This is a genomic window from Mycobacterium sp. NPDC003449 (assembly GCF_053588415.1).
In genome coordinates this window covers 1-23,999 of record NZ_JBSFPX010000109.1, presented here as the reverse complement: position 1 = coordinate 23,999, position 23,999 = coordinate 1, and the positions used below count along the sequence as shown (strand labels likewise).

Sequence of the window (23,999 nt, the reverse complement as noted above, 5' to 3'; positions counted from 1 at the left end):
CGCTTCGAAGTGGATGCTGATCGGGAAGCCGAGGTCGGCCACCCCGTCGATGACCCGCTTGTAGAGGTCGAGCATCAGTTTGCGTTTCTCGGTCGGCTCGAGGTCGGCGAGCCGGGAGACGAACTCCTGTTCGGCGGCCACGGCCTCGTTGCCCGGGTCCTGGATGAGCCAGTTGATCAGCCCGACCTTGGTCTCCACCTTGGGTACGAAGCCGAACGACAGCAGGATCTCGGGGCGGTGCGCGGTGGTCGCGGCGAACTCGGTCAGGAAGCCGACGATGGCGTCGGAGTACAGCAACTGGGTCATGCCGTAGGTGGCGCGCCGGTCGCATTTGAAGTTGAACCGCCCCTGCTCGCCCTGCCGGGTCGGGATCAGGATGGCACCCCGGTTGGGCACCAGATCCTCGTAGACCGAGAGCGCATCGGTGGGCGCGACGCCCTCACCCTCGCCGTCCTTCATGGTGCGCGGGACCCCGACGAAGGCGATGCCGTCGAAGCCGGCCCCGCCGAGGTCGTTGAGCCGCCGCTGCAACGCCGCCTGGTCCAGGAAGGAGGTCACCTGAGTGCACAGGCCGCGCAGCCCGGGCAGTTCGGGCCGCAGGATCGACCAGTATTCGAGCACGTCCATCCGGGGCTTCATCTCGATGGGACGGTCGTCGTCCTCGTCGATCATCCCGGGGATCATGATGTGGCGGATCCGGCCCTCGATCCCGGCCCCGGCGGCCAGTTCGAGCACCTTGTGGGCCTCCTCGACCGGGTACTGCGGCCCCCGCTCGAGGATCGGCGGCACGAGTTCCAGTGCGATGGTGTTCAGCGGCACGAACTTGCTCCACATCTCAGTGTCTTGGTCCGGCGGATGGGCGACCCTGACCATTGGTAGCCGGTCTATACACCTTACGGACCCGCTCTGGCAGCGCGGTCAGCCACGTCGCTACAGGCTGGTCAGCGTCTCCACGTCCGGCCCATCGGTCAGCGTCGCGACCGCGGTGTCGAAGGTGACCAGGCGCAGGCCGTGACGCCGGGCCAGCGTCAGCAGATGGGCATCGGTCACCTGCCGGTGCCCGACGATCGTCGGGAAGTCGTCGTCGACCACCGACACGTCGTCGACGAGGAATCGGTGACCAGCCATCGACCGCAGCGCCGTAAGGACGCGGCGTGCGTCCGTCATTCCGATCGGCGCGGGTAACACCCGTGCGCATCAACGCACCAACAGGCCGGCGGCCGGGCCGCCGTGATAGACCACCCCCATGGCTGAACACGTCACCTTTCCCAGCTCCACCGGCCCGATGCTGGCCGGGGTGATCGACGTACCGGAGGGGCCGGTGCGCGGCTGGGGGGTGTTCGCGCACGGCTTCACGCTCGGCAAGGACTCCCCGGCCGCCGCCCGCATCTGCAAACAGCTGGCCTCCGACGGCATCGGGATGCTGCGTTTCGACAACCTCGGCCTCGGCGGATCCGGCGGCGACTGGGGGGACGGGTCGTTCACGGTCAAGGTCCGCGACACCATCGAGGCCTGCAGGTTCATGGTCGGGCGCGGTACCGCCGCCGACCTCCTGATCGGGCATTCCTGGGGCGGGGCGGCGGCACTCGCCGCGGCCGGGCAGGCGCCGGGGGTGCGGGCCGTCGTCACGGTGGGCGCGCCGTTCGATCCTTCCCACGTCGAGCATCAGTACGACGTCTGTCTGGAGCAGGTGTTCGCGGAGGGCAGCGGCCAGTGGATGGTCGGCGGTAAGACGCTCACCCTCAAGCGGGCCTTCGTCGAGGATGTCCGCGTGGCCCAGCTCAGGGACAAGATCAAGGAGCTCAGACTGCCGCTGCTGATCCTGCACTCCCCGACCGACAACACCGTGGGCATCGAGAACGCCAGCGATATCTTCTGGACCGCCCGCCACCCGCGCAGCTTCGTCTCGCTGGAGGGTTCCGAGCACCTGCTGACCGGTCCCGGTCAGGCCAGGCGGGCCGGCCGGATCATCGGCGCATGGGCCGACGCCTATCTGGGCGAGCGGTAGGCGGCGTCGAGATTGACGTCAGGGTCGTCAATCGGCGATTTTCACAGCCCTGGTGTGAGTCTCGACGCGTCCGGCGCGCACCATGTCCTCCCGGTCCACCACCTTGACCCGTTCGCGGCCCTGCACCTCGCCGCGTGAGATCTCGTGGGCGTCGAGGCGTTCCCATTCCGCCCAGGTGGTGTAGTCGACGTCGCGGTCCGCGAGGAACCCGAGGATCGCGTCCGGATCGGTGTTCTCGGGTGTGCGCAGACCGGGCAGGTCGGCCAGCAGGCTGCCGACGGTCTCGGCGGCGTCGGATTTGGTGTGCCCGATCAACCCGACCGGGCCGCGTTTGACCCAGCCGGTCACATAGGTGCCCTCGATCATGGTGCCGTCGATGTCGAGCACCCGCCCGGCCTGGTGCGGCACCACCCCCGCGTGGTGGTCGAACGGCAGGTCGGCCAGGTGGGTGGAAAGGTAGCCGACCGCGCGGTACACGGCTTCGACCGGCCAGTCGGTGAATTCGCCTGTCCCGCGGACGGTTCCGTCGCCGGTGAGCTCGGTCCGCTCGGTGCGCAGGCCCCGCACCCGGTCCGGTCCCAGCACCTCGACCGGGGCCTGGCACAGGTGCAGGTGGATGCGGTGCGGCGCTCCGGTGGGCTCGCGTTCCAGGTATTTCATCATGGTGTCCACGACGAGTTTGGTGGCCTTGCTGGAGTTGATGGCCAGCTGGCTGGCCTCGTCGATCTCGAAGCCCTCCGGGTGCACGACGACGTCGATGCTCGGCGAATGCGACAGCTCACGAAACTCCATGGGGCTGAACTTGATCTGCGCCGGGCCACGCCGGGCGAACACGTGCACGTCGGTGGCCTGGTTGGCGGCCAGCCCCTGGTAGACGTTTCCCGGAATCTCGGTGGCGAGCTGCTCGTCGGCCGGTTTGGCCAGCATCCTGGCGATGTCGAGGGCGACGTTGCCTGCACCGAGGACCGCGACGTGCTTGGCGCTCAGCGGCCAGGTCCTGGGCACATCGGGGTGGCCGTCGTACCAGGACACGAAGTCAGCGGCGCCGTAGCTGCCGGGCAGGTCGATGCCGGGGATGTCGAGCGGGCGGTCGGCGCGGGCCCCGGTGGAGAAGATCACCGCGTCGTAGTGCCTGCGCAGATCGGGCAGCGTGACGTCGGTGCCGTAGTGCACGTTGCCGATGAAGTTGACCCGGCTCTCGTCCCGGCCGAATACCCGGCGCAGCGCCTTGACGATCTCCTTGATCCGCGGATGGTCCGGGGCGACGCCGTAGCGGACGAGCCCGTACGGGGCAGGCAGCCGGTCGAAGACGTCGACCCGGGACCGCTCGTACTCCTTGGTCAGGATGTCTGCGGCGTAGATGCCCGCGGGACCCGCTCCGACCACTGCTACCTGGATCTGCCTCATGACCGCCTCACGTGTTTTAGGTAAGGCAAGCCTAAATATGCTGGCTCTTGCCGCAAGGGCTCCCCGGGGAGATTCGCGTCACCCCGGCCCGGGTGCGATAGCGTCACGACATGTCCGACGCAGCCACCCAGATCGCGTTCGTGCAGGCGACCTGGCACCGCAACATCGTCGACCGGGCCCGCGCGGGGTTCACCGACCGAATCACCGCCCTTGGCTACGCCGCCGACGTCTGCGAGTTCTTCGAAGTTCCCGGCGCTTTCGAAATACCGCTCACGGCAAAGCGTCTCGCGCGCAGCGGGCGCTACCGCGCGATCGTCGCGTCAGCCCTCGTAGTCGACGGAGGCATCTACCGGCACGAGTTCGTGGCCACCGCGGTGATCGACGGGCTGATGCGCGTGCAACTCGACACCGAGATCCCGGTGTTTTCGGTCGTGCTGACCCCGCACCACTTCCACGAGCACGACGAGCACGTCGGCTATTTCACCGAGCACTTCGTCAAGAAGGGCGCCGAGGCCGCCGACGCGGTCGCGGCGACACTCGAACTGCACGCCTCACTCGGTTAGGTCCGCACCCCGCCCGGGTACGGGCCCGCGCGTTTCCGGGACCCGAGCGTCCCGATCGGGATCGGATCCATTATCCGTTGTGGGACGATGCGTACGTGGTCACCCACAATCCACTGCGCCGGAGGCAACCGGTGCAGGAGCGCAGTAAGCGGCGCGTCGAACGGATTCGGGCCGCGGCGATGACGATCCTCGAGTCGCAGGGCGCCGACGCCGTGACCACTCGTGCCATCGCCGATCTGGCCGGGGTGCCGATCGCCACGGTGTACCAGTTCTTCCCGAACCGCGAGGCCATCCTGCAGGAGATCATGCTGGACCACCTGGCCCGGCGCGACGCCGAGGGCGCGGCGAGATTGTGCGCCATGAAACCCGCCAGCCTGGCCGCCGTGGTGCACGCCATCTTCGAATTCCACTACGAGCACCTGCACGCCCATCCGCACCTGGTGACCCTGCACTACACCAGCCTGACCCGGGGCCTGCTCGCCGATCCGCGGCTGCGCCGGGCCCGGTTCGCCGACGCGCTGCACACCGCGCTGCTCAACTGGGGACTGCTGCGGCCCGGCACCGATCCGCTGGCCACCGCGGTGGCCGTGGAGATCGGGGACCGGGTGCTGGAGATGGCCTATCACGCGGGCCCGGCCGGCGACCGGGCCGTACTCGCCGAAGGCGAGCGGGCCCTGACGCAGTACCTGCAGATCTACGCCGCGCCCGCGCCCTGACCGGATTTGTGCTGTTTGAGCAGCGCGAACCGGGCGACGGTGCCGACGAACGCGGCGAGAGCGGCGGGCCGGGCCCCACCCGCAGGACCGGCCACGGCCCACCGGGTACCGCGCCGATCGAGGGTCAGCCGATCCACCGGGTGGGCGAAGACGGTGGTGCGGGTTCCCGGTGCGCCGGGGTGCTGCCAGCCCTCGACGAGGTGTACTTGCATCGGCCCGCCGTGCAGGTACCGCATCCGCACCGTGGACACGGTCTTCGACACCACGATCGTGCCGGTCGGATACTCGCCGCCGATACCCACCTGGATGGCGCCGTCGAGCACCGGGACGGTCAGCAGGATCGTTCCGGTGGCGAGGTCGTCGAGCTCGACCGAGCCCAGGGCACAGGCACGCGCAGTCATGCCTTTAATGATTATCATTTTCATGTGCCCGGCGCACATGAAACCAGCGCGTCAGCGTGAAGCGCTGCCGCCCACCTCGGCGGCGAGTGGGGGCGGCAGCGGTTTGCTCGGGCTCGGGGGAACCGACGAATCTGCCCCAGTCGACGGGGCCGCCGCGGCGCCGGGACCGTGGAAGTCCACCATCGGCTCCTCACGGATGACCTTCTCCCCGACGCTCAGCACCAGGGACTTGGCCGTGATCATGTACTCGATACCGGCGTTCTCGGCCGTGTAGACGCCGTCGCCGGACCGGGTTGCCGGGATGACCAGCTTGGCGCCGTCGCGCATCCGCACACCGCGATATTCGAGCTTGCCGTCGGACACCGAGCAGATCGCCACCCGGGATTGGCCGGTACTGCCGAAGGCCACGGTCGCATCCGTGCTGGCACACCGTGCCGTGGAATCGAGGTAGCCCCGCGAGTCGCTGGACGGGGCGCCCGCAGCGGACGGCGCCCCGACGGCGAGCAGGGCGAGTCCCGCCGCCGCGGCGACGGTCATGCGGCGTACCGCGATCACTTGAGTGAACACGCCTACCACTGAAGCACGACTTTGCTGCTGACGGCCTCGTCAACACCGATGCACTACCGAATCGTTAGGTCCCCGAGACACTTTGCGGGCCGGGCGGCCCGGTCCGGTCAGGGTTGCAGGCTGCGCAGCGTCCGGCGGACGAAGTCCTCCAGCAGGGCCTCGCGCGTCGGCCAGTCGTTGGTGGTGACCAGCAGCGCGTAGAAGCCCAGCAGGAAGAACACCGCGCTGTTCAGCGGGTCGACGTCGCCGTCCACCTCCCCGCGCCGCTGCGCGGACTCGATCTCACCCGCCACCCCGACGATCACCGGATGTTCCTGATCGTCGCCGATCCGCGGGCGCGTCTGAGAGAAGTGCAGGGCCAGAAAGTCTTTGAAGAGCAGCGCACCCAGCCGGCTCTCCAGGGTCAGCACCAGACGCATGGCCTCGCGCAGCGCGGCCGCCAGATCGTGCGGCTTCTTGAGGAACTGCGCGAACTGTTTGGCGATCCGCTCCTCCTCGCGCGTCTCCAACTCCAGCAGGACATGCTCCTTGGTCGGGAAGTGAAAGAAGAACGTGCCGTGCGCGACACCGGCGGCGGCCACGATCGCGCCGACGTCGGCCTCGGCCATGCCTGCGCGCTTGAACTCCGCGATCGCCGCGCCCATCAGCCGCTCCCGCGTCTGCAGGCGCTTCGTCTCCCTGGCCGACAACCCGTCCGCCACCGCCATATGCGTTCCTTCACCGTCGACCGACGGGCTCGACAGTATCGCGCGGCATCGGGTGGCCGGGATCTGTCACATTCGGCGGCCCCGCGGTGTCTTGTGGGGGTAACGACAATCGACAAGGAGTAACACCCATGGAACCCCGGCTGAACCTGTTCGAGAACGCGACCGCCATGAAGATGCTGAAGTACGTGACCGGAGCGAGCCGGGTGATCAAGGATTCGCAGCTGCCCGATTCCACCCGCGAACTGGTGGCCCTGCGGGTCAGCCAGATCAACGGCTGCGCCTTCTGCACCGATATGCACACCAAGGACGCCACCGCTGCCGGTGAGACCCAGACCCGCCTCAACCTGGTCGCGGTGTGGCGCGAGGCCACGGTGTTCACCGAGGCCGAGCGGGCGGCCCTGGAACTGGCCGAGGAGGGCACCCGGATCGCCGACGCGGCGGGCGGTGTCAGCGACGAGGTCTGGACCAACGCCGTCAAGCACTACGACGAGGACCAGCTCGCCGCGCTGATCTGCCTGATCTCGTTCATGGGCACCGTCAACCGGCTCAACGTCATCACCCGCCAACCGGCTGGCGATTACCAGCCCGGTCAGTTCAAGTAGTCATCCGGCCGGCCGGGTTACAGCAGGTTGCGCAACTGCTCGACGAGCTTGACCCGGTCGGCCGGGGTCTCCCCGATCGGCACCACGTTCAGCGTCGTGACGCCGGCTTCGCGGTAGGCCGCCAGCCGCTCCTTGACGAATCCCGCGGTGCCGATCAGAGATACATCCCGAACCAGGTCGTCGGGGACCGCCTTGGCGGCGGCCTCCTTGTCGCCGGCCAGGTACAGCTCCTGGATCCGGTCGGCCTGGGCGCCGTAGCCGTAGCTGGTGGCCAGCGCGTGATAGAAGTTCTTGCTCTTGGCGCCCATGCCGCCGATGTAGAGCGCGAGATGCGGTTTGACGAATTCCCGCAACGGCTCGACGTGCTCGCCGATGGCCAGCACCGGCCCGGCGTACACGTCGAGCTCACCCAGGGCCGGGTCCCGCTTGGCGGTACCGGCCGCCAGCGCCTCGCCCCAGACCTCACGGGCCTTCTCGGGCAGGAAGAAGATCGGCTGCCAGCCCTCGGCGATCTCGGCCGCCAGCTCGACGTTCTTGGGCCCGAGTGCCGCGAGCAGGATCGGGATACGTTCCCGCACAGGCGTGTTGATGAGCTTGAGCGGCTTGCCCAGTCCGGTCCCCCGGTCGGCGGGCAGCGGGACGGTGTAGTGCTTGCCCTGGTACTGCAGGCGTTCGCGGCGCCACACCCGTCGGCAGATCTCGACGGCTTCGCGGGTGCGGCCGATCGGCGCGTCGTAGGCGACCCCGTGGAACCCCTCGATCACCTGGGGGCCGGAGGCGCCGAGCCCGAGGATGAAGCGGCCGTCGGAGACGTAGTCGAGGCCGGCCGCGGTCATCGCCGTGAGCGTGGGCGTGCGGGTGTAGAGCTGCAGGATGCCCGAGGCCAGTTGCACCCGCTGGGTGCAGGCCGCCAGGTAACCCAGCGCGCTCACGGCGTCGAACGAGTACGCCTCGGGGACGAAGACGATGTCGAGGCCGGCCCGTTCGAGGTCGGCGACCTCGGCGGCCACCTCCTTGAAACCGCCCGCGTAGTTGATGCCGAGTCCGATCCGCATGGTCACTGAGCCGCCAGCGCTTCGGCCTGGATCCGCTCGAACTGCGCGCCCATCGCCTCGGCGAGGGCCTGCGCGCCCGACAGCGGCCGCACCATCACCATGAAGTCGTCGATCAGGCCGTCGTCGTCGGTGTGGAGGAAATCGCATCCGGTGATGGTCTTGCCCGCGACCGTGGCCTCGAAGACGAGTGCGTGGTCGCGACCGTTGGCGTCGGCGATCTCGCGCACGTAGCGGAAGTCCTCGAAGACCCGCAGCACGCCGCGCAGGATGGCCGCGGTGATGGCCTTGCCGGGGTAGGGCTTGAACGCCACCGGGCTGGTGAACACGACGTCGTCGGCGAGCAGCGCGACGATGGCCGCCTCGTCGCGGGCCTCGACGGCTTGGCGGAAGGGATGCATGCGACACCTCGTGTAGTCACTTTGTTGATTAGGTGTGGATGACGCTAGTGTCGCGGTCCGGGTTTGTCCATATGCGTCTAATCACTTTGTTGAATATTCACCACGATGTACGCTGCGCGCGTGGCGTTACGCGATGCGGTGCTGGCCGCCCTGCTGGAAGGTGAGTCCTCCGGATACGACCTGGCCAAAAGCTTCGACGCCTCGGTCGCCAACTTCTGGACCGCGACCCCCCAGCAGCTCTACCGCGAACTGGATCGCCTCACGACCGACGGCCTCATCCGGTTCCGCACCGTCGAGCAGGAACGCCGGCCGAACAAGCGGATGTACTCGCTGACCGACGCCGGCCGCGCCGCGATCCACGCGTTCAGCGCCAAGCCACCGAAACCGTCGACCATCCGCGACGAGCTGCTCATCAAGGTCAACGCCGTCGACGCCGGGGACATGGTGGCGGTGCGCGATTCGGTGGCCGGGCAACTCCGTTGGGCCACCGAGAAACTCGACCGCTATCGACGAATGCGCAGCCGAATGCTCGCCGACCGCACCGAGGCGGACTATCTCCTCGACAGTTCCCGCATCGGGCCCTACCTCACACTGCTGCGCGGAATCTCGTTCGAGGAGGAGAACATCCGCTGGGCCGAACACGCACTGTCGGTCATCGAGCAGCGGCTGTCCTCCCGGGACTGAGGCCGAGGCCGGTCCGGCGGGCCGCCCCGGTCACGGTGCCGCATCGCGCAGGATGTCCTGCAGCCGGTCGAGCGGATCACCCGTGCCGGGGTTGAGCCGCCGGGTCGCGCCCGGCTCCTCGGGCGTGGTGCCCGCCGCGGGTGGCGGGGGCGGCGCGGATCCCTGCGGCGGGGGTGGAGCCGGGGGCGGGGCGATCCCGGCGGCCGCGATCTTGGCGTCCAGCCGGGCCGCCGAATCCGCGCGGACGGCGCGGCGCTGCGGGTCGGGATCGGGGTTCGGGCCGAAGCATCCGTCCGGGGCCTGTTCCACCAGCTCCCGGGCGCTCCGGTAGCGGTCGAGTGCCGTCGCGCCGTCGAACGCGGCCGCCGCCCGGTCCCCCATGGTCTCGCGAACCAGGACCAGGTTCACCCGCGACGGGCAGGAGTCGGCGTGATCGGTGCGCGCCAGGGCATCCGAGAATCCGCGATCGGCGTCGTCGAGCCGGTTCTCCAGCACGGCCAGCGCGCCGGCGGCGAACGGTGCCTTGGCCGGTTCGGCCACGTTGAGCACCGACAGCGCCGCGGCGTCGCGGCGCAGCGCGTCGGTGTCGCCCTCGGTGAAGTCGGTGACCGCGGAGCCCCCCAGAAACACGACGGATAGGCATTTCACGATGGCCGCGACCATCAGCAGCGCGATCGGCGCGGAGAACACCAGCAGCCGGGTCCGGACGGTCATGACGTCACGTCCACACCGCCGAACCGGGTCCGGCGGAATTCGCGCAGCACCAGATACAGCTCGATCAGGATCAGCGCCCCGGCCCCGAGGGCGAACACCCAGTACGTCTCGATCCCGGCCGGCGCCGGGGCGATGGAGCTGCGTTGCCCTGCCCGGGCCGCGGGCAGCTCGCCGGTCAGCGGGCCGTCGTCGGCCCGCGAGACATAGGGAACATCGAGCTGACCGGCGACCCGGCGCAGCGCGCCCGCACCGGCGTCGGTGCCGTAACCGAGCACCGCGCCACCATCCACCGAACCCTCCGGAATCTCGAATTCGCGTGGCTGCGCCTGTGATTGCGCCGCGCCGGCCCCGAGGTAGAAGACCAGGTTCTCGGCCCGGGGATACTGCTGCACAGCGCTGATCAGTTGGTAACGCAACGCCGTGCCCGCCGCGCCGACGTCGGTCTGCGCGGTCGCACCCGGCGCGGACGGATACGGCCTCAGCTCGTCGATGACGGGGCGCAGGCTCCAGGTGTCCTCGGACAGCGGCCAATCCAGTGATGCGCGCGAGTCGAAGGCGATGACGGCGAACCGGGCCTTCGGGTAGTGGTCGATCAGCGCTTCGATATCGGCCCGGGCCGCGGCGATGCGGGCCCGGCCGCCGCGATCGGTGGCCCGCATATCGGCGGAGCGGTCGACCACGAGGAAGATGCTCGGCTCGGTGGCGCCGGCGATCCGGGCGGGCCGGTCCGCCGCACCGCCCAGCACCGGCCGGGCCGCGGCCAGCAGCAGGAGCACCGCCGCGGCCGTGAGCCCGGCCCACCGCCACCGCGCACTGCGACCGGATCCCGATACCCGCCGCAACGCCAGGACGCAGGCGAGGATCACCGCCGCGGCCAGCAGGGCCAGCAGCGCCGGGGGCAGTACGGGATGCCAGGTCATCGCCGTACCGCCAACGGCCACAGGGCCAGCCCCGTCACCGCGATCAGCGCCACCACCACAGGCACGTCGGGGGTTTCCGCCGATCTGGTCGCGGCCGGTCCGCCGGCTCCCGCCGCGGGTGGGTGGCTGCGGATCTCGTCCAGGTGCGCGGTCACCCCGGAGTCGGCCGGGTAGGACCGGCCGCCGGTGGCGCGGGCGAGCTCGCTCAGCCCGTCCCCGGTCGTCGTGGTGGCCAGGACGTTGACCTGGACGCCCGCCGCGGCCGCCAGGTCGCGGAGCCGGTCGGCGGTGAACAACGCGGGCCCGTCGGATGTCTCGGGGCCCACATAGATCAGCGAACGTCGTTGCGCGGCGGTCTGTTCGAAGGACGGGAACCCGGTCAGGCACATCGCGAGGACGTCGTCGGCGTTCGCGGAGTAGTCGGTGTAGGACACCGGGGACATGAACGGTGCGCCGTCCTGCGACTGCGGCGGCTGGGCGTAGCCGCTGAATTGTGCTGCCGCGTACTGATAGTCGCGGGTGAGCGGGACGATGCGCCGATTGGCCGAGGTCAGCCCGATGCGCTGGGTGCCGAATGAGCCGACCTGTTCGGCGACGTGCCGCAGCGTCTCGCTCACCGCCGGATCGGTCACCGGGCCCCCGACACACACCATGATGTCCTCGGGTTCGGTGGCCTCGGCGCTGCCCTCCGATGCCGGCAGGCCGGTCGGGCGCGCCGCGACGAGCACCGTCGCCATCAGGGCCACCCCGAGCAGGGTGATCGACACCAGGGCGGAGATGGTGCGCAGCCGCACGGCCCGAACGTATTCCGGGAGCTGGGTCAAACGGGCCGTATTGGCCAGCGGCCGGGGTCGGGGCCGGTCTGCCCGCTCGGGCCACAGCAGGGCCGCCGCGACACAACCGGCCAGCGCCACGCATCCCGCGATCACGACGAGCCACCAGATCAGGTCCATCCGCGGATCAACTCCTCGGTGTGCTCACTGACCGCACCGATGTCGACCGCCGACCGCTGGTTGAACTGGACGTCGGTCAGCTCGGACAGGATCGGCGCGGCGGGGGCCAGCTCACTGTCGGCGATGGCGTCCACCTGCATGTACTGGGCCGCCACGCCGGTCGCGTCCTGCAGAAACGTGCGCAGCTCGCTGCTCAGCGCCGCACCTGCCCGCCTGGCCGTCAAATCGCCCGCACGGTAACGATCTCCGATGCCGCGCACGGCGCGGGCGGCCCGGCGCCGGATCAGCTCGCCGCGGGCCGCCCCGACGACGGGCAGGTCACGCAGCCGCCGCCCCGGCATGGTGAGCACGAAAACCGCGGCATACCAGGCGATGAGGACCAGCACCAGGGCCGCGGCGACCCACAGCCACCACGCCGAATACGGCTCCGGACCGATCACATGGCGAAGCAGATCGTCATCCGGCACGGGCATACACCCCGGTCATCGCCGTCAGGGCGGGCTTGATCCGCGCGCTGCCGGTGATCCGCGCATGCGGCACCCCATGCGTGGTCATGAACTCCGAGAGATGCTCCCGCCTCTCGTGTTCGGCACGCCGATAGGCCTCCACGACGTGCGGCCCGAGCGTCTTACCGTCCAGCACCGCCCGGCCGTCGACGACCTCGTACCCTGGCCCGGCGTCCTCAGCCGAGCTGACCGCGGGCAGGTCCGGGACCAACGCCCACAGCACATCGTGCCGTCCGGTAAGCGACCGCAGGACCTCGCTGCACCGCCCGGTCACCTCGGGTTCGTCGGAAACCACGAACACCAGCAGCCGGTGCCGGTAGTGCCGGGCGACCCACTCCAGCTGAGTCAGGATGCTGCTCGGGCCGGGCCGGGTGGTGGCATGGTGGTGAAACCGGTGCAACATGCTCTCGATGTGGGTTTCCCCGCGCCGCAGCCGGATGTCGACGCAGCCGCGACGATCGCCGAGCACCATGCCGATCTCGTCGGAGCGGGGCAGCGTGATCAGCCCGATGGCGCCGATGGTGTGGGCTGCGACATCCCGCTTCAGTTCACCGGAGGGCGCCAGCGCCGACATGTTCCGGCCGGTGTCGGTCACCACCAGGATCTTGTGGTGCTTCTCCGAGACGAACCGCTTGATCAGCGTATGGCCCGAGCGCGCGGTGGCCTTCCAGTCGATGTCGCGGACATCGTCGCCGGGCACATAGGGCCGCAGCTCGTCGAATTCCAGGCTGCGGGTGTGGATCAGCGCGTAGCGGCCGCCCTCGAGCAGGCCACCGGCGTCGCGTCCGAGGTACGCCTTGGCAGCGTCAAGGTGCTTGCCCACGTGACAGACCTCCCGTGCTCACGGCACCGCGACGGCGTTCAGCACCGCCTCGACCACCACGTCCGGGGTGATGCGGGCGCTGGCCGCCTCGAACCCAAGGATCAGGCGGTGGCGCAGGACCCGGTGGGCGAGCCGCGCGATGTCGTCGGGCACCACATGGTCGCGGCCGCGCAGCACGGCCAACGCACGGGCCGTTCGGCAGAACGCGATGGTGGCGCGCGGGCTGGCCCCGTACTCGACGAGCCTGGCCAGGTTCGCGGGCAGATAGGCGCCGGGGTCGCGGGTGACGGCCACCAGGCTGCTGGCGTACTCGACCAGCGTGCGGTCCATGTGCACCGACCGGACGATGTCCTGGACCCGGCGCACCTCGCCGACGCCGACGACGGGCGGGGCATGGTGACCCCGCTCGTACAGGCCCGCATCCATCCGCGCGATCAGCTCGACCTCGTCGTGGACCGACGGGTAGTGCACCAGCTCCTTGAGCATGAACCGGTCGGTCTGCGCCTCCGACAGCGGATAGGTGCCCTCCTGGTCCACCGGGTTCTGGGTGGCGATCACCAGGAACGGCTCGGGGATCGGGTATTCGACGCCCGCGATGGTGGTCTGGCGCTCCTGCATCGCCTCCAGCATGGCGCTCTGGGTCTTGGCGCTCGACCGGTTGATCTCGTCGAGCAACACGATGTTGGCGTGCACCGGGCCGAGTTGCGTGGTGAACGAATGGCTGCCGGCCTCATAGATCTGGGTGCCGATGATGTCGCTGGGCAGCAGGTCGGGGGTGCACTGGATCCGGCGGAAGCTGCCGTCGATGGATTCGGCCACGACCCGCGCAGCCGTCGTCTTGGCCAGGCCGGGCACGCTCTCGATGAGCAGATGTCCGCCGGCGAGCAGGGCCACCAGCATCGATTCCCGCAGGTGGCCCTGGCCCACGACCTTGGCCGAGAACGCTGACGCCACCGCCCCCACGATGTGCTGGGCTTCGGCGATGTCACGGCGGTCGGACTGTAATCGCGGTGCGGTCATGGATCCTTCCGGTACGGGGCCCTCCCCGTCGTATGTACCCAGACTCGGCCGATGTCATGCCTTCCGAGGCTTACCCGGGCGTTACACGCGCTCCGGCACCATTGCCGGGGTGCCGGTGGGCACGGTGGCGGGTCGCAGCCAGGTGGCCACGTTACGCACATAGTCCTTGAAGACCGCAAGCCGCACCGGGTCGGCCTTGATCTCGGAACCGGGCACATCGGTGACGAACGACGGCGCCCCACGGTCCAGATCCCAGTTGTAGTCGGCGAAATGGTGGAAGGTCGACTCGGCGACCGCGCGGCCCATCGGCCTGCCGTCCGAGGCGGTCTCACCGTCCAGGACGACGGCGAGGTTGAACCGCCTTCCGGTGTGGGTGCTGCGGCCCTGCGCGAGCACGGCCGCGAACGGGGTGTCCGCCGACACCGCACCCTCGTGCGGGTGGGCCGGGAACCATTCGATCCGCCCGCTGGCCGTCCGGTCGGTGTGCAGCAGCGGGTGGACGGGCCCGTCGACGAGGACCGGCTGGTAGTCCCCGTTGGCTCCGGAGTGGTAATTGGGCCACGAGATGCCGGGGTTGTCCTGGTCGTCGCACAGCGCGGCGGTGTCGAGGCTGTTGTCGTGGAACTGGTTGACGGCGCCCAGCGTGCCGAGGCCGAGCAGGCAGCTCCCGAGGTCCTGGTGGTCGCGGGCGGTGAGCACGCCGCCGCCGTTCTCCCGGAACCGCCGGATCGCGGCGCACTCCGCGGTGGTGAGTCCCTCGCCGACGTCGACGGCCATCAACCACACCTGGTCGAAGTCGAGGGCGTCGAGCCGGCTCAGGATCGGATCCTCGTCACCGTCGGCACGGTTGCGCGCCGTCACCTCGTGGCCCGCGGCGCGCAGTTCGTCGGCCAGCAGCGAGAACCGGGTGACATCCCAGTCGTCGGGGCTTTCCGTGATCGTCGTCTGCAACAGGATCTTGGACATCGGGGTTCCTTCCTTGTCCGGTTGGTATCAAGGCTGACGTGGCCGCGGGCAGATCGGACCCTTGGAAGTCCGTGGTCGGCGTTCCGTAGTGCAGTGACGATGCCGCGGCCACACCGGTTCACCCCGGGGCGGAATGCCACATCGACCGGTTCCGTTATCCAATGCGCATACCGGGAACCAGGACCGATGGAGGAGGTAGGCGTGAAATTCCTGCTGCTGACCCTCATCGCGCATCGACCCGACGCGCTCACCGGGGTGAAGAACACCCCGGCCGACCGGCTGCGTGAGGTCGTCGACGCGGCGGTGCTGGCCGAGGAACTCGGCTTCGACGGGTTCGCCGTCGGAGAACGCCACGAAGATCCGTTCATCTCGTCGGCGCCGCCGGTGGTGCTGAGCAATATCGCGGCCCGCACATCGACGATCGGGCTGTTCACCGCGGTCACCACCTTGAGCCTGCTCGACCCGGTGCGGGCGTTCGAGGACTATTCGACGCTCGACAACCTCTCCGGCGGGCGGCTCGAGCTGATCATCGGCAAGGGCAACGGCTCGGCACAGGCCCAGCTGTTCCAGGTGACCACCGACGACCAGTGGGACCGCAATCGCGAAGGCTACGAGCTGTTCCGGCTGTTGTGGGGCAGCGATACCGTCACCTGGTCCGGCCGGTTCCGCCCGCCGCTGGTCGACGCGAAGGCGCTACCCCGGCCGCTGCAGGACACGATCCGGATCTGGCACGGCAGCGCGACAAGCCAGGATTCCGTCGACCTCGCGGCCCGCCACGGCGACCCGATCTTCTCGGCGAACGTGACCTACCCGATCGAGCCGTACGCTGAACTGGTGCGCCATTACCAGGAGCGCTGGGCCTTCTACGGACACCGCCCCGAGGATGCGCTGGTGGGCGCCGGAACCGCCGGATTCCACATCGCGCCGACATCCCAGCGGGCCTTGGCCGAGTACCGCCCGGCATTCGAAGCGCGGCTGGCATTTCAGCGCGAGGCCGGGCTCCCGGTGGTGTTCGACTCGATCGAAGACTTCGTCGACCGCAGCTCGGCCCTCATCGGCAGCCCACAGCAGGTGCTCGACAAGGTGGGCCGCTACCACGAACAACTGGGCCACGAGGCGATCCACCTCAGCGCCGACGCCGACGGCGTCACGGTGGATCAGAAGCGGCGCGGTCTCGAGCTGTTCCAGTCCGACGTGGCTCCCGTTCTGCGCGAGCAGTTCCCGAGCAGACCGCTGTCAGCCCAGTCAGCCCTACCGCAGTCGACAGGAAATGGGTGAAACATGACCACCACCGACGCCACAGCCACCTTCGAAGCCGCCTGGACCGAGTGGCACCGCGAGCGCGAGGCCTACTACGGCGATCCCCTCGGCTGGGTCAGCCTGACCGGCCTGCACTGGCTCAGCGACGAATTCGAGACCGTGGCCGACCTTCCCGGTCGCTGGCGCGCCGACCGGGACGCGGTCCATGTGCAGGGGATCGTGGGCACCGAACGCCTGGAACCGGTCGAGGGCGCGCCGGGGCTGCTCGTCGAGGACGGCGACCGGCGCATCGAGGTGATCCGGCGGACCGGCTCGGTCGCGCTGCGCGTGCACGACCCGTCCTCGCCGCACCTGCTGGCCTACCACGGGATCCCGGCCTACCCGCCCACCGAACGGTGGCAGGTCACGGGCAGGTTCACCCCGTATGACCGGTCGCAGACCGTGACGACCGGCGCGGTGGTCGAGGGGCTCGAGCATCACCACACCGCCGTCGGCGTCATCGAGTTCGAATTGGCGGGCACCGCACAGCGTCTCGTCGCCTTCGCCGGCAAGGACGGTGGCCTGCAGGTGTTGTTCACCGACGCCACGAGCGGGGTGACGACCTACCCGGCCGCCCGGTCACTGGCGGTCGCCGCGCCGGGTGAAGACGGGGCGGTGACGCTGGACTTCAACCGGGCGTCGAACCTGCCGTGCTCGTTCACCGACTATGCGACGTGCCCGGTCGCGCCCGCCGAGAACCGGCTCGCCGTCGCCGTCGAGGCCGGCGAGAAGAAGCCCCGATGACCCAGGCGACGCGGCTGCGGGTGCTCGTCCCCTCCGACCTCGGTGTCGACGTCCTGCGGGCCTCGACGGATTTCGAGCCGGTCCGCTACCAACCGGACGACCCGTCGCCGGATCATCGGGACGCCACGGTGGCCGTGGTCGGCTACGAGAACGCGCCCACCGTCGGCGCCTGGTTCGCCGAATTGCCGCGGCTGCGCCTGATCCAGACCCTCAACGCCGGTTACGAGCAGTGGCTGCCGTACCTGCCTGACGGGGTGATGCTGTCCAATGGTCGTGGGGCGCACGGTGGTTCGTCGGCCGAATGGGTGGTCGCCGCGCTGCTGGCGATCTACCGGGAGCTGGCGCTGTTCGGCGAACAGCAGTCGGCGGGCGTGTGGCGCGCGAAAAACACCGAGACGCTGATCGGCAAGCACGTGGTGGTGCTGGGTGCCGGTGACCTCGGGGCCAATCTGGCGGCCAGGCTGGCACCGTTCGAGACCCGGGTGACGCTGGTCGGGCGGCGGGCCAGGCCGGGCGTGCACGCGCCGGGGGACCTCGATGCCCTGCTGCCGACCGCCGACGCCGTGGTGTCGCTGCTGCCCGCGCACGAGTCCACCTACCGGATCATCGACGCCGGTTTTCTGGCCAGGCTGCGTGACGGCGCGATCGTGGTCAACGCCGGCCGGGGCGGGGCCGTCGACACCGACGCGCTCGTCGCGGAGTTGACCTCCGGGCGGCTGCGCGCCGCCCTCGACGTCACCGACCCCGAACCGCTGCCGCCGGGACACCCGCTGTGGACGGCGCCGGGGCTGTTGCTGACCCCACACGTGGCCGGGAGTACCGCGGGCGGGTGGGAACGGGCCTGGGTGATCGCGGCCGAGCAGATCGGCATCTACGCCGATGGCGGCGTCCCGCCGAATCTGGTGGCCGGTCCCGGCGCACCGGTGCACTGATCGGCAGGCCTACTTCCAGGCGAACACCGGTTGTTCGAGTTCGTCGACCGGATTGTGGCGGCCCTCAAGGCCCAGCCAGCGCAGTTGCAGCAGCACCGCACCCGTCGGCGCGTGGATGAGGTCGTTGCCCAGCGGGATCTGCACCACGGGCCGCGGGCTCTCGGGGATCGTGATGAACCGCGGCGAATCCTCACGCTGCAGTTGGTGCAGACCCACCCGGTAGGCCGCGACCACCTCGTCCGGCGACGGCCGAAGCTCCAGGCGGCCGCCACCCCAGACCACCACCGGGGTGATGACGTAGCCGGACCGGGTCGGGTAGTCGTCGAGCAGACCGAGCACGCCCGACGGCGCCAGCGCGATGCCGACCTCCTCGTCGAGTTCCCGCAGGGCGGCCTCGACCGGGGTCTCCCCCGGATCGAGCCTGCCGCCCGGGAGGGCCCACTGCGCGGCGTGCGAGTTGAGCCGGGACGTCCTTCGGCACAGCAGAAATGCGGCGCCACCGGACACATCGACCATGCGGCCGTCGAGCCCCGGTTCCGGCATCGGCCTGCCGTCGATCCAGTCGTCCACCGGCGCGGGGTCGACCCGGTCCTCGCCCACCTCGGAATCGACCAGCACCACCGCGACCGCCGCGTGCCGCTTCGCCGGGTCGGTCACGACGCGACGGTCGTGGCCGGCCAGATGCGACCGGATCCGGTCCCGCAGGGCAGCGTCGTAGGCGATCGTCACGACTCGACCATAAAGGGTGCGCGGGGACGCGGCCTCGGCACCGCTGATGCGAGAGTGGTAAAAGTGATTATTGGGATTGAAGGCCGGGTATGGATGCCCGCGCGGGGACCGGTCCACGGCAGCGAGGAGAAAAATGCCGGTCGGCAGTTCGCCTGTGGCCAGGAGCGGTCCGGCGGTGGCCGCTGCGGCCGGCGTCCTGGCCTTCACCGTCGCGGTGCCCGGCGACGCGGTCCCCGGCGCATCGGCGGCCCCGGAATGCTCCGACATCGAGGTGATCTTCGCCCGCGGCACCGATGAGCCCGCCGGGATCGGAGCCGTCGGCCAGGCCTTCGTCGACACCCTGCGCCCGATGGTGAAGGGCTCGACGATCGGCACCTACGCGGTGCAGTACCCGGCATCGTGGGATTTCTGGGAGGCCGCGGCCGGGGCCAACGATATGAGCGGCCGGGTCCAGTCCACCGTCGACCGCTGCCCCAAGACCCAGATCGTGCTCGGTGGCTATTCGCAGGGCGCCGCCGTGGTCGACGTCGTCGCCACCTCCCCGGTCGCCGGCCTCGGCTACAAGGCCCCGCTGCCCCGCGCCGCCGTTCCGCACATCGCCTCGGTGGTCGTCTTCGGTAACCCGTCGGCCCGGCTCGGCCAGCCACTGACCCGGATGAGCCCCGACTTCGGTTCCAGAACCGCCGATCTGTGCAACACCAACGACCCGGTGTGCTCGCTCGGTCGCGATTTCGACGCGCACGTCAGCTATCCGAAGTCCGGCCTGATCAAGCTGGCCGCCCAATGGGCGGCCAAGCACATCAAGTCCCGGGAGTAGTCCGGTCAGCCCGCGTGCCCCTTCCCTGCGCGAGCAGACACAGACCTGCCCATTTTCGTCGGAAAGTGGGCAGTTTTGTGTCTGCTCGCGCGGGATCGGGACTGCCCGCATCGAGCCGCATCGGGCTCAGTCGGCGTGACCGTATTCGTCGAACCAGTACGCCAGCTTGCCCCGCCGGCTCACCGCGCGCAGCCGCGATTCGGCCGCGGCCCTGGTCTTGCTGGTGGTCACGATCAGCAGTTCGTCGCCGACCGCGATCCTGGTGTCGGGCAGCGGCACGAAGGTGTGGCCGGCCCGGATGATCAACGTGATCACCGCGGGGTCCGGCAGCCGCAGTTCCAGGATCGTGACGTTGTGCAGCCGCGAGGTCGGCTGCACGGTCATGGTGAGCAGTTCGGCGTCCAGGATGTCCAGCGGCGCGGCCTCGACCTGGATCTCGCGGGTGGTTTCGCTCTTGACCAGGCCGAGCCGGAGCGCGACCAGCCGCAGGCTCGGCGCCTGCACCAGGGTGAAGATCACCACCAGGACGAACACGATGTTGAGCAGCCGGTAACTGTCGGCGACGCCCGCGACGATCGGGAAGGTCGCCAACACGATCGGCACCGCACCACGCAGCCCGGCCCAGGACAGAAAGAGCTGCTCACGCAACGGGATCCGGAACCCGACCAGCGAGCCCAGCACCGAGACCGGACGGGCGATCAACAGCAGTACCAGCCCGATCACGATCGCGGGCACGATATCGCCTGCCAGATCGTGCGGATTGACCAGCAGCCCGAGCAACACGAACAACCCGATCTGGGCGAGCCAGCCCACCCCCTCGGCGAACGACCGCGTCGTCGACCGGTGCGGCAGACCCGAATTGGCCAGCACCACCGCGGACAGGTAGGCCGCGATGAAGCCGCTGGCGTGCGCCGAACCCGCGGCGGCGAACGCCACCAGCCCCAGGCCGAAGGTGGCGATCGGGTACAGGCCCGACGCGGGCAGCGCGATGCGGCGCAGCGTGAGCGCCCCGACGAATCCGACCGCAACGCCGAGTGCGACACCGGCCAGCAGCTCGTACACCAGGTGGCCGACCGCGCCCTCGGCGTGCAGGACGAACGGCACCACACTGAACGTCAGCACGAGGATCACCGCGGGTGCATCGTTGAACCCGGATTCGGCCTCCAGGAGTCCGGCCACCCGGCGCGGCAGCGGCAGCACCCGCAGCACCGAGAACACCGCGGCCGCATCCGTCGAGGCCACGATCGCCCCGAGCAGCAGCGCCAGCTGCCAGTCCATGTGCAGCAGCACATGCGCACCGAGCGCGGTGACCAACGTGCTGAGCACCACGCCGACCGTGGCCAGCGAGGCCGCGGGCGCCAGCACCCTGCGGATATCGGCGAACCGGGTGGTCAGGCCGCCCTCGACGAGGATCACCGCGAGCGCCGCGGTGCACACGTTCCTGGCGAGTTCGACGTTGTCGAAGGTCAGCCCCAGCCCGTCCTCGCCGAGTGCCATGCCGACCAGCAGGAAGAACAACAGGCTGGGGAACCCGACCTTGGTCGCCACCCGGGTTCCGACGATGCTGGCGAGCAGCACGAGACCACCGATCAGCAGGGTCATGTACAGCTGGTGCAAGCTCATTGTGGTGTCAGTAAATCAGGACCGAGGCCACCGGGTGCCCCCGGCGGATAGGCGAAGATAGCGGGGTGACGGAACGAAAGATGCGGATCGGGATCGCCGGTGCGGGCAATGTCGGGCGCTCCGTCGCACGGGAGTTGGTCGGCTCCGGGCACAAGGTGCTACTGATCGAACGCGAGCGGCACAGGTTCGAACCCGAGACGGTGCCCGCCGCCGATTGGCTGCTGGCCGATGCCTGCGAGTTGGCCGCCATGGAGGAGGCGGGCATCCACCTGTGCGATGTGCTGATCGCGGCGACCGGTGACGACAAGGCCAATCTGGTGGTCGGCCTGCTCGCCAAGACCGAGTTCGCGGTGCCGCGGGTGGTGGCCCGGATCAACGACGTCCGCAACCAGTGGCTGTTCGGCCAGGCGTGGGGCATCGACGTGGCCGTCTCGACGCCGGGCGCCCTGGCCGCCAGTATCGAGGGCGCCATCGACGTCGGTCACCTGGTGCGCCTGATGGGTCTGCAGCAGGGCCGGGCCGAGCTCACGAAACTGACTCTGCCCGAGGACAATCCGCTGGTCGGGCACCGCTTGGGCGAGGTCGAGCTGCCGAGGAACACCGCCCTGGTCAGCGTGATCCGGGCCGGCACCGTCCTGCTGCCCAGCCCCGAGGACGTGCTCGAAGGCGGCGACGAGATGCTGTTCATCGCCAACAGCGCCGCCGAGCCGTCGATCCGGGCCGCCATCCACGGTGCCGAGCTGCCGCACGCCCCGCTCGCATGAGCCCGGCTCCCCTGCTGGCCGACCCGGGTGACCTGACGGCACTGCGCGCTGTGGGCACCGACCCCGACGAACTGTTCGCCACCTTCGCCGCGTGGGCCCAGGACAACGGCACCGCGCTGTACCCGGCCCAGGAGGAGGCGCTGATCGAACTGGTCAGCGGGTCGAATGTGGTGCTGGCGACGCCGACCGGATCGGGCAAGTCCCTGGTCGCCACCGGGGCGCTGTACGCGGCGCTGGCCGGCGGCAGACGCTCCTATTACACGGCGCCGATCAAGGCACTGGTCAGCGAGAAGTTCTTCGCCCTGTGCGAGATCTACGGGGCGGCCAACGTGGGCATGCTCACCGGCGACGCCGCGGTCAACGCCGACGCCCCGATCATCGCGTGCACCGCCGAGATCCTGGCCAACATCGCGCTCCGCGAGGGCGGGGAGGACGCCGGGCGGGACCTGATGATCGTCATGGACGAGTTCCACTTCTACGGCGACCCCGACCGTGGCTGGGCCTGGCAGGTGCCGCTGCTTGAGCTGCCCAAGGCGCAGTTCCTGCTGATGTCGGCGACGCTGGGCGACGTCACCGCGCTGCGGGCCGACCTGACCCGGCGCAGCGGTCGGCAGACGGCCCTGGTGGCCGGCGCCGAACGCCCGGTGCCGCTGTTCTACTCGTACGCCACCACACCGATGCACGAGACCATCGGCGATCTGCTCGACACCAGTCAGGCGCCGATCTACGTCGTGCATTTCACCCAGGCCTCGGCGCTGGAACGGGCCCAGGCGCTGATGAGCGTCAACGTCAGCAGCAAGGCGGAGAAGGCCTCGATCGCCGAACATATCGGCGATTTCCGGTTTTCCACGGCTTTCGGGGCGACGCTGTCGCGGCTGGTGCGGCACGGGATCGGCGTGCACCACGCCGGGATGCTGCCCAAATACCGCCGCCTGGTCGAACAACTCGCCCAGGCCGGGCTGCTCAAGGTCATCTGCGGCACCGACACGCTGGGCGTCGGGATCAACGTGCCGATCCGGACCGTGGTGTTCTCGGCGCTGTCGAAGTACGACGGCACCCGCACCCGGCTGCTCAACGCCCGCGAGTTCCACCAGATCGCGGGGCGGGCCGGGCGGGCCGGTTACGACACTGTGGGCACGGTCGTCGTCCAGGCCCCCGACCACGAGGTGGAAAACCTCAAACAGTTCGCCAAGGTCGCCGACGACAAGAAGAAACGCCGAAAGCTGGTCCGGCGCAAGGCTCCCGAGGGCATGGTGCCGTGGAGCGAGGCCACCATGAACCGGCTGGTCGACGCCGCCCCGGAAGCGTTGAACAGCAATATGCGGGTGACGACGGCGATGATCCTCGACGTCATCGATCGTCCGGGCGATCCGTTCCTGGCGATGCGTCACCTGCTCGAGGACAATCACGAGCCGCGCAAACGCCAGCTCCGCCTGATCCGCGAGGCCGTCGGCATCGCCCGCTCGCTGCTGCAGGCCGGCGTGCTGGAACGGCTCAGCCAACCAGGCCCCGACGGGGGCCGGTACCGGCTGACCGTCGACCTGCCACCGGATTTCGCGCTCAACCAGCCGCTGTCCACGTTCGCGCTGGCCGCCATCGATGTGCTCGACCCGACCGCGCAAACCTATGCGCTGGACGTGGTTTCGGTCATCGAAGCCACCTTGGAGGATCCGCGCCAGATCCTGGCGGCGCAGCTGAACAAGGCGCGCGGTGAGGCCGTCGCCCAGATGAAGGCCGACGGGATCGAGTACGACGAGCGCATCGAGCTGCTCGACGAGGTGACCTACCCCAAACCGCTCGGCGAATTGCTCGGGCACACCTTCGAGGTGTACCTGCAGAGCAACCCGTGGGCCGCCGACGGCAAGCTGTCACCGAAGTCGGTGGTGCGGGAGATGTGGGAACGGGCGATGACGTTCCGCGAGTACGTCAGCCAGTACGGGCTGACCCGCTCCGAGGGGGCCGTGCTGCGCTACCTGTCCGACGCGTTCAAGGCGTTGCGCTCCGGCGTGCCCGCGGCCGCCAGGACCGAGGAGGTCACCGATATCGTCGAGTGGCTCGGAGAGCTGGTACGCCAGGTGGAT

At 69.5% G+C, this 23,999-nt stretch carries 27 protein-coding genes and 1 pseudogene; 11 read left to right on the top strand and 17 right to left on the bottom strand.

All coding sequences use genetic code 11. The annotated features are described in order from the left end of the window. The coding region (locus tag ACWDTP_RS24145) for a mycobacterial-type methylenetetrahydrofolate reductase (protein WP_450024429.1) at window positions 1-819 on the bottom strand (819 nt) is incomplete at its 3' end. A gap of 111 nt (window positions 820-930) precedes the next feature. Next, window positions 931-1,191 (bottom strand): annotated as a pseudogene (locus ACWDTP_RS24140) (VapC toxin family PIN domain ribonuclease); the annotation flags it as partial. 55 nt (window positions 1,192-1,246) lie between these two features. On the opposite strand from ACWDTP_RS24140, the gene ACWDTP_RS24135 reads away from it, so the two are divergent. After that, complete coding sequence (locus ACWDTP_RS24135; protein ID WP_450024427.1) at window positions 1,247-2,008, top strand: alpha/beta hydrolase family protein; 762 nt, start codon at window positions 1,247-1,249, stop codon at window positions 2,006-2,008. A gap of 27 nt (window positions 2,009-2,035) precedes the next feature. Here ACWDTP_RS24135 and ACWDTP_RS24130 read toward each other — a convergent pair whose 3' ends face one another. Further along, on the bottom strand, window positions 2,036-3,415 hold the full coding sequence (locus ACWDTP_RS24130; protein WP_450024425.1) for an FAD-dependent oxidoreductase: 1,380 nt from the start codon (window positions 3,413-3,415) through the stop codon (window positions 2,036-2,038). 110 nt (window positions 3,416-3,525) lie between these two features. Between ACWDTP_RS24130 and ACWDTP_RS24125 the strand changes: the two genes are divergently transcribed. Next, a complete protein-coding gene (locus ACWDTP_RS24125) occupies window positions 3,526-3,978 on the top strand; it encodes a 6,7-dimethyl-8-ribityllumazine synthase (protein WP_450024423.1) in 453 nt (150 codons plus the stop codon). Between the two features lie 95 nt (window positions 3,979-4,073). Next, complete coding sequence (locus ACWDTP_RS24120; protein WP_450024421.1) at window positions 4,074-4,694, top strand: TetR/AcrR family transcriptional regulator; 621 nt, start codon at window positions 4,074-4,076, stop codon at window positions 4,692-4,694. Here the strand turns inward: ACWDTP_RS24120 and ACWDTP_RS24115 are convergent. The 3 genes from ACWDTP_RS24115 to ACWDTP_RS24105 form a co-directional block, all read right to left on the bottom strand. Then, window positions 4,673-5,095 carry a hypothetical protein gene (locus ACWDTP_RS24115; protein WP_450024419.1) on the bottom strand — a complete coding sequence of 141 codons (423 nt, stop codon included), beginning with the start codon at window positions 5,093-5,095 and terminating at the stop codon, window positions 4,673-4,675. The two genes, ACWDTP_RS24120 and ACWDTP_RS24115, sit on opposite strands and share 22 nt — an antisense overlap. Window positions 5,096-5,146: 51 nt before the next feature. Then, a complete protein-coding gene (locus tag ACWDTP_RS24110) occupies window positions 5,147-5,632 on the bottom strand; it encodes a hypothetical protein (protein ID WP_450024437.1) in 486 nt (161 codons plus the stop codon). A 137-nt stretch (window positions 5,633-5,769) separates the two neighbouring features. After that, entirely contained in the window at window positions 5,770-6,369 is a 600-nt protein-coding gene (locus tag ACWDTP_RS24105; RefSeq protein WP_450024417.1) for a TetR family transcriptional regulator, read from the bottom strand. A 128-nt stretch (window positions 6,370-6,497) separates the two neighbouring features. Between ACWDTP_RS24105 and ACWDTP_RS24100 the strand changes: the two genes are divergently transcribed. Next, a complete protein-coding gene (locus ACWDTP_RS24100) occupies window positions 6,498-6,971 on the top strand; it encodes a carboxymuconolactone decarboxylase family protein (RefSeq protein ID WP_450024415.1) in 474 nt (157 codons plus the stop codon). A 17-nt stretch (window positions 6,972-6,988) separates the two neighbouring features. Here the strand turns inward: ACWDTP_RS24100 and ACWDTP_RS24095 are convergent, their stop codons facing one another. Beyond that, complete coding sequence (locus ACWDTP_RS24095; protein WP_450024435.1) at window positions 6,989-8,026, bottom strand: LLM class F420-dependent oxidoreductase; 1,038 nt, start codon at window positions 8,024-8,026, stop codon at window positions 6,989-6,991. 2 nt (window positions 8,027-8,028) lie between these two features. Continuing rightward, a complete protein-coding gene (locus ACWDTP_RS24090; protein WP_450024413.1) occupies window positions 8,029-8,424 on the bottom strand; it encodes a nuclear transport factor 2 family protein in 396 nt (131 codons plus the stop codon). Window positions 8,425-8,544: 120 nt separating this feature from the next. Here ACWDTP_RS24090 and ACWDTP_RS24085 point away from each other — a divergent pair, with 120 nt between their 5' ends. Next, window positions 8,545-9,108 (top strand): PadR family transcriptional regulator, encoded by a 564-nt coding sequence (locus ACWDTP_RS24085; protein WP_450024433.1) that lies wholly within the window; start codon window positions 8,545-8,547, stop codon window positions 9,106-9,108. 30 nt (window positions 9,109-9,138) lie between these two features. Here ACWDTP_RS24085 and ACWDTP_RS24080 read toward each other — a convergent pair whose 3' ends face one another. The 7 genes from ACWDTP_RS24080 to ACWDTP_RS24050 all read right to left on the bottom strand — a co-directional run bounded on the left by ACWDTP_RS24080 (window position 9,139) and on the right by ACWDTP_RS24050 (window position 15,010). Then, window positions 9,139-9,822: a hypothetical protein gene (locus ACWDTP_RS24080; protein WP_450024411.1), complete on the bottom strand. Its 684-nt coding sequence runs from the start codon at window positions 9,820-9,822 to the stop codon at window positions 9,139-9,141. Next, window positions 9,819-10,742 (bottom strand): vWA domain-containing protein, encoded by a 924-nt coding sequence (locus ACWDTP_RS24075; RefSeq protein WP_450024409.1) that lies wholly within the window; start codon window positions 10,740-10,742, stop codon window positions 9,819-9,821. Before ACWDTP_RS24075 ends, ACWDTP_RS24080 begins: the two co-directional genes overlap by 4 nt. After that, a complete protein-coding gene (locus tag ACWDTP_RS24070; RefSeq protein WP_450024407.1) occupies window positions 10,739-11,695 on the bottom strand; it encodes a hypothetical protein in 957 nt (318 codons plus the stop codon). Before ACWDTP_RS24070 ends, ACWDTP_RS24075 begins: the two co-directional genes overlap by 4 nt. Continuing rightward, window positions 11,686-12,168: a hypothetical protein gene (locus tag ACWDTP_RS24065; protein WP_450024405.1), complete on the bottom strand. Its 483-nt coding sequence runs from the start codon at window positions 12,166-12,168 to the stop codon at window positions 11,686-11,688. The genes ACWDTP_RS24070 and ACWDTP_RS24065 overlap by 10 nt, the downstream gene beginning before the upstream one ends. Next, window positions 12,152-13,024 (bottom strand): DUF58 domain-containing protein, encoded by an 873-nt coding sequence (locus ACWDTP_RS24060; RefSeq protein WP_450024403.1) that lies wholly within the window; start codon window positions 13,022-13,024, stop codon window positions 12,152-12,154. Before ACWDTP_RS24060 ends, ACWDTP_RS24065 begins: the two co-directional genes overlap by 17 nt. 18 nt (window positions 13,025-13,042) lie before the next feature. Continuing rightward, window positions 13,043-14,044 (bottom strand): AAA family ATPase, encoded by a 1,002-nt coding sequence (locus ACWDTP_RS24055; protein WP_450024402.1) that lies wholly within the window; start codon window positions 14,042-14,044, stop codon window positions 13,043-13,045. Window positions 14,045-14,125: 81 nt separating this feature from the next. Continuing rightward, window positions 14,126-15,010: a hypothetical protein gene (locus ACWDTP_RS24050; RefSeq protein ID WP_450024400.1), complete on the bottom strand. Its 885-nt coding sequence runs from the start codon at window positions 15,008-15,010 to the stop codon at window positions 14,126-14,128. Window positions 15,011-15,211: 201 nt separating this feature from the next. Between ACWDTP_RS24050 and ACWDTP_RS24045 the strand changes: the two genes are divergently transcribed. The 3 genes from ACWDTP_RS24045 to ACWDTP_RS24035 are packed head-to-tail and all read left to right on the top strand — an operon-like array spanning window position 15,212 to window position 17,985. Then, a complete protein-coding gene (locus ACWDTP_RS24045) occupies window positions 15,212-16,288 on the top strand; it encodes an LLM class flavin-dependent oxidoreductase (RefSeq protein WP_450024398.1) in 1,077 nt (358 codons plus the stop codon). 3 nt (window positions 16,289-16,291) lie between these two features. Then, window positions 16,292-17,053 carry a DUF1684 domain-containing protein gene (locus tag ACWDTP_RS24040; RefSeq protein WP_450024397.1) on the top strand — a complete coding sequence of 254 codons (762 nt, stop codon included), beginning with the start codon at window positions 16,292-16,294 and terminating at the stop codon, window positions 17,051-17,053. Next, a complete protein-coding gene (locus ACWDTP_RS24035; protein ID WP_450024395.1) occupies window positions 17,050-17,985 on the top strand; it encodes a 2-hydroxyacid dehydrogenase in 936 nt (311 codons plus the stop codon). The genes ACWDTP_RS24040 and ACWDTP_RS24035 overlap by 4 nt, the downstream gene beginning before the upstream one ends. Window positions 17,986-17,994: 9 nt before the next feature. Here the strand turns inward: ACWDTP_RS24035 and ACWDTP_RS24030 are convergent, their stop codons facing one another. Beyond that, the gene (locus tag ACWDTP_RS24030) at window positions 17,995-18,714 is read right to left on the bottom strand and encodes an NUDIX hydrolase (RefSeq protein WP_450024393.1); all 720 of its coding nucleotides are present in this window, start codon (window positions 18,712-18,714) and stop codon (window positions 17,995-17,997) included. Between the two features lie 133 nt (window positions 18,715-18,847). Between ACWDTP_RS24030 and ACWDTP_RS24025 the strand changes: the two genes are divergently transcribed. Further along, window positions 18,848-19,531: a cutinase family protein gene (locus ACWDTP_RS24025; RefSeq protein ID WP_450024391.1), complete on the top strand. Its 684-nt coding sequence runs from the start codon at window positions 18,848-18,850 to the stop codon at window positions 19,529-19,531. Between the two features lie 126 nt (window positions 19,532-19,657). On the opposite strand, the gene ACWDTP_RS24020 is transcribed toward ACWDTP_RS24025, so the two are convergent. After that, window positions 19,658-21,154: a potassium/proton antiporter gene (locus ACWDTP_RS24020; protein ID WP_450024389.1), complete on the bottom strand. Its 1,497-nt coding sequence runs from the start codon at window positions 21,152-21,154 to the stop codon at window positions 19,658-19,660. A gap of 80 nt (window positions 21,155-21,234) precedes the next feature. Between ACWDTP_RS24020 and ACWDTP_RS24015 the strand changes: the two genes are divergently transcribed. Together ACWDTP_RS24015 and ACWDTP_RS24010 are read left to right on the top strand one after the other, a co-directional pair. Beyond that, a complete protein-coding gene (locus ACWDTP_RS24015) occupies window positions 21,235-21,918 on the top strand; it encodes a potassium channel family protein (protein WP_450024431.1) in 684 nt (227 codons plus the stop codon). Then, on the top strand, window positions 21,915-23,999 hold a 2,085-nt coding region (locus tag ACWDTP_RS24010), incomplete at its 3' end, for a DEAD/DEAH box helicase (protein WP_450024387.1). The genes ACWDTP_RS24015 and ACWDTP_RS24010, both read left to right, overlap by 4 nt.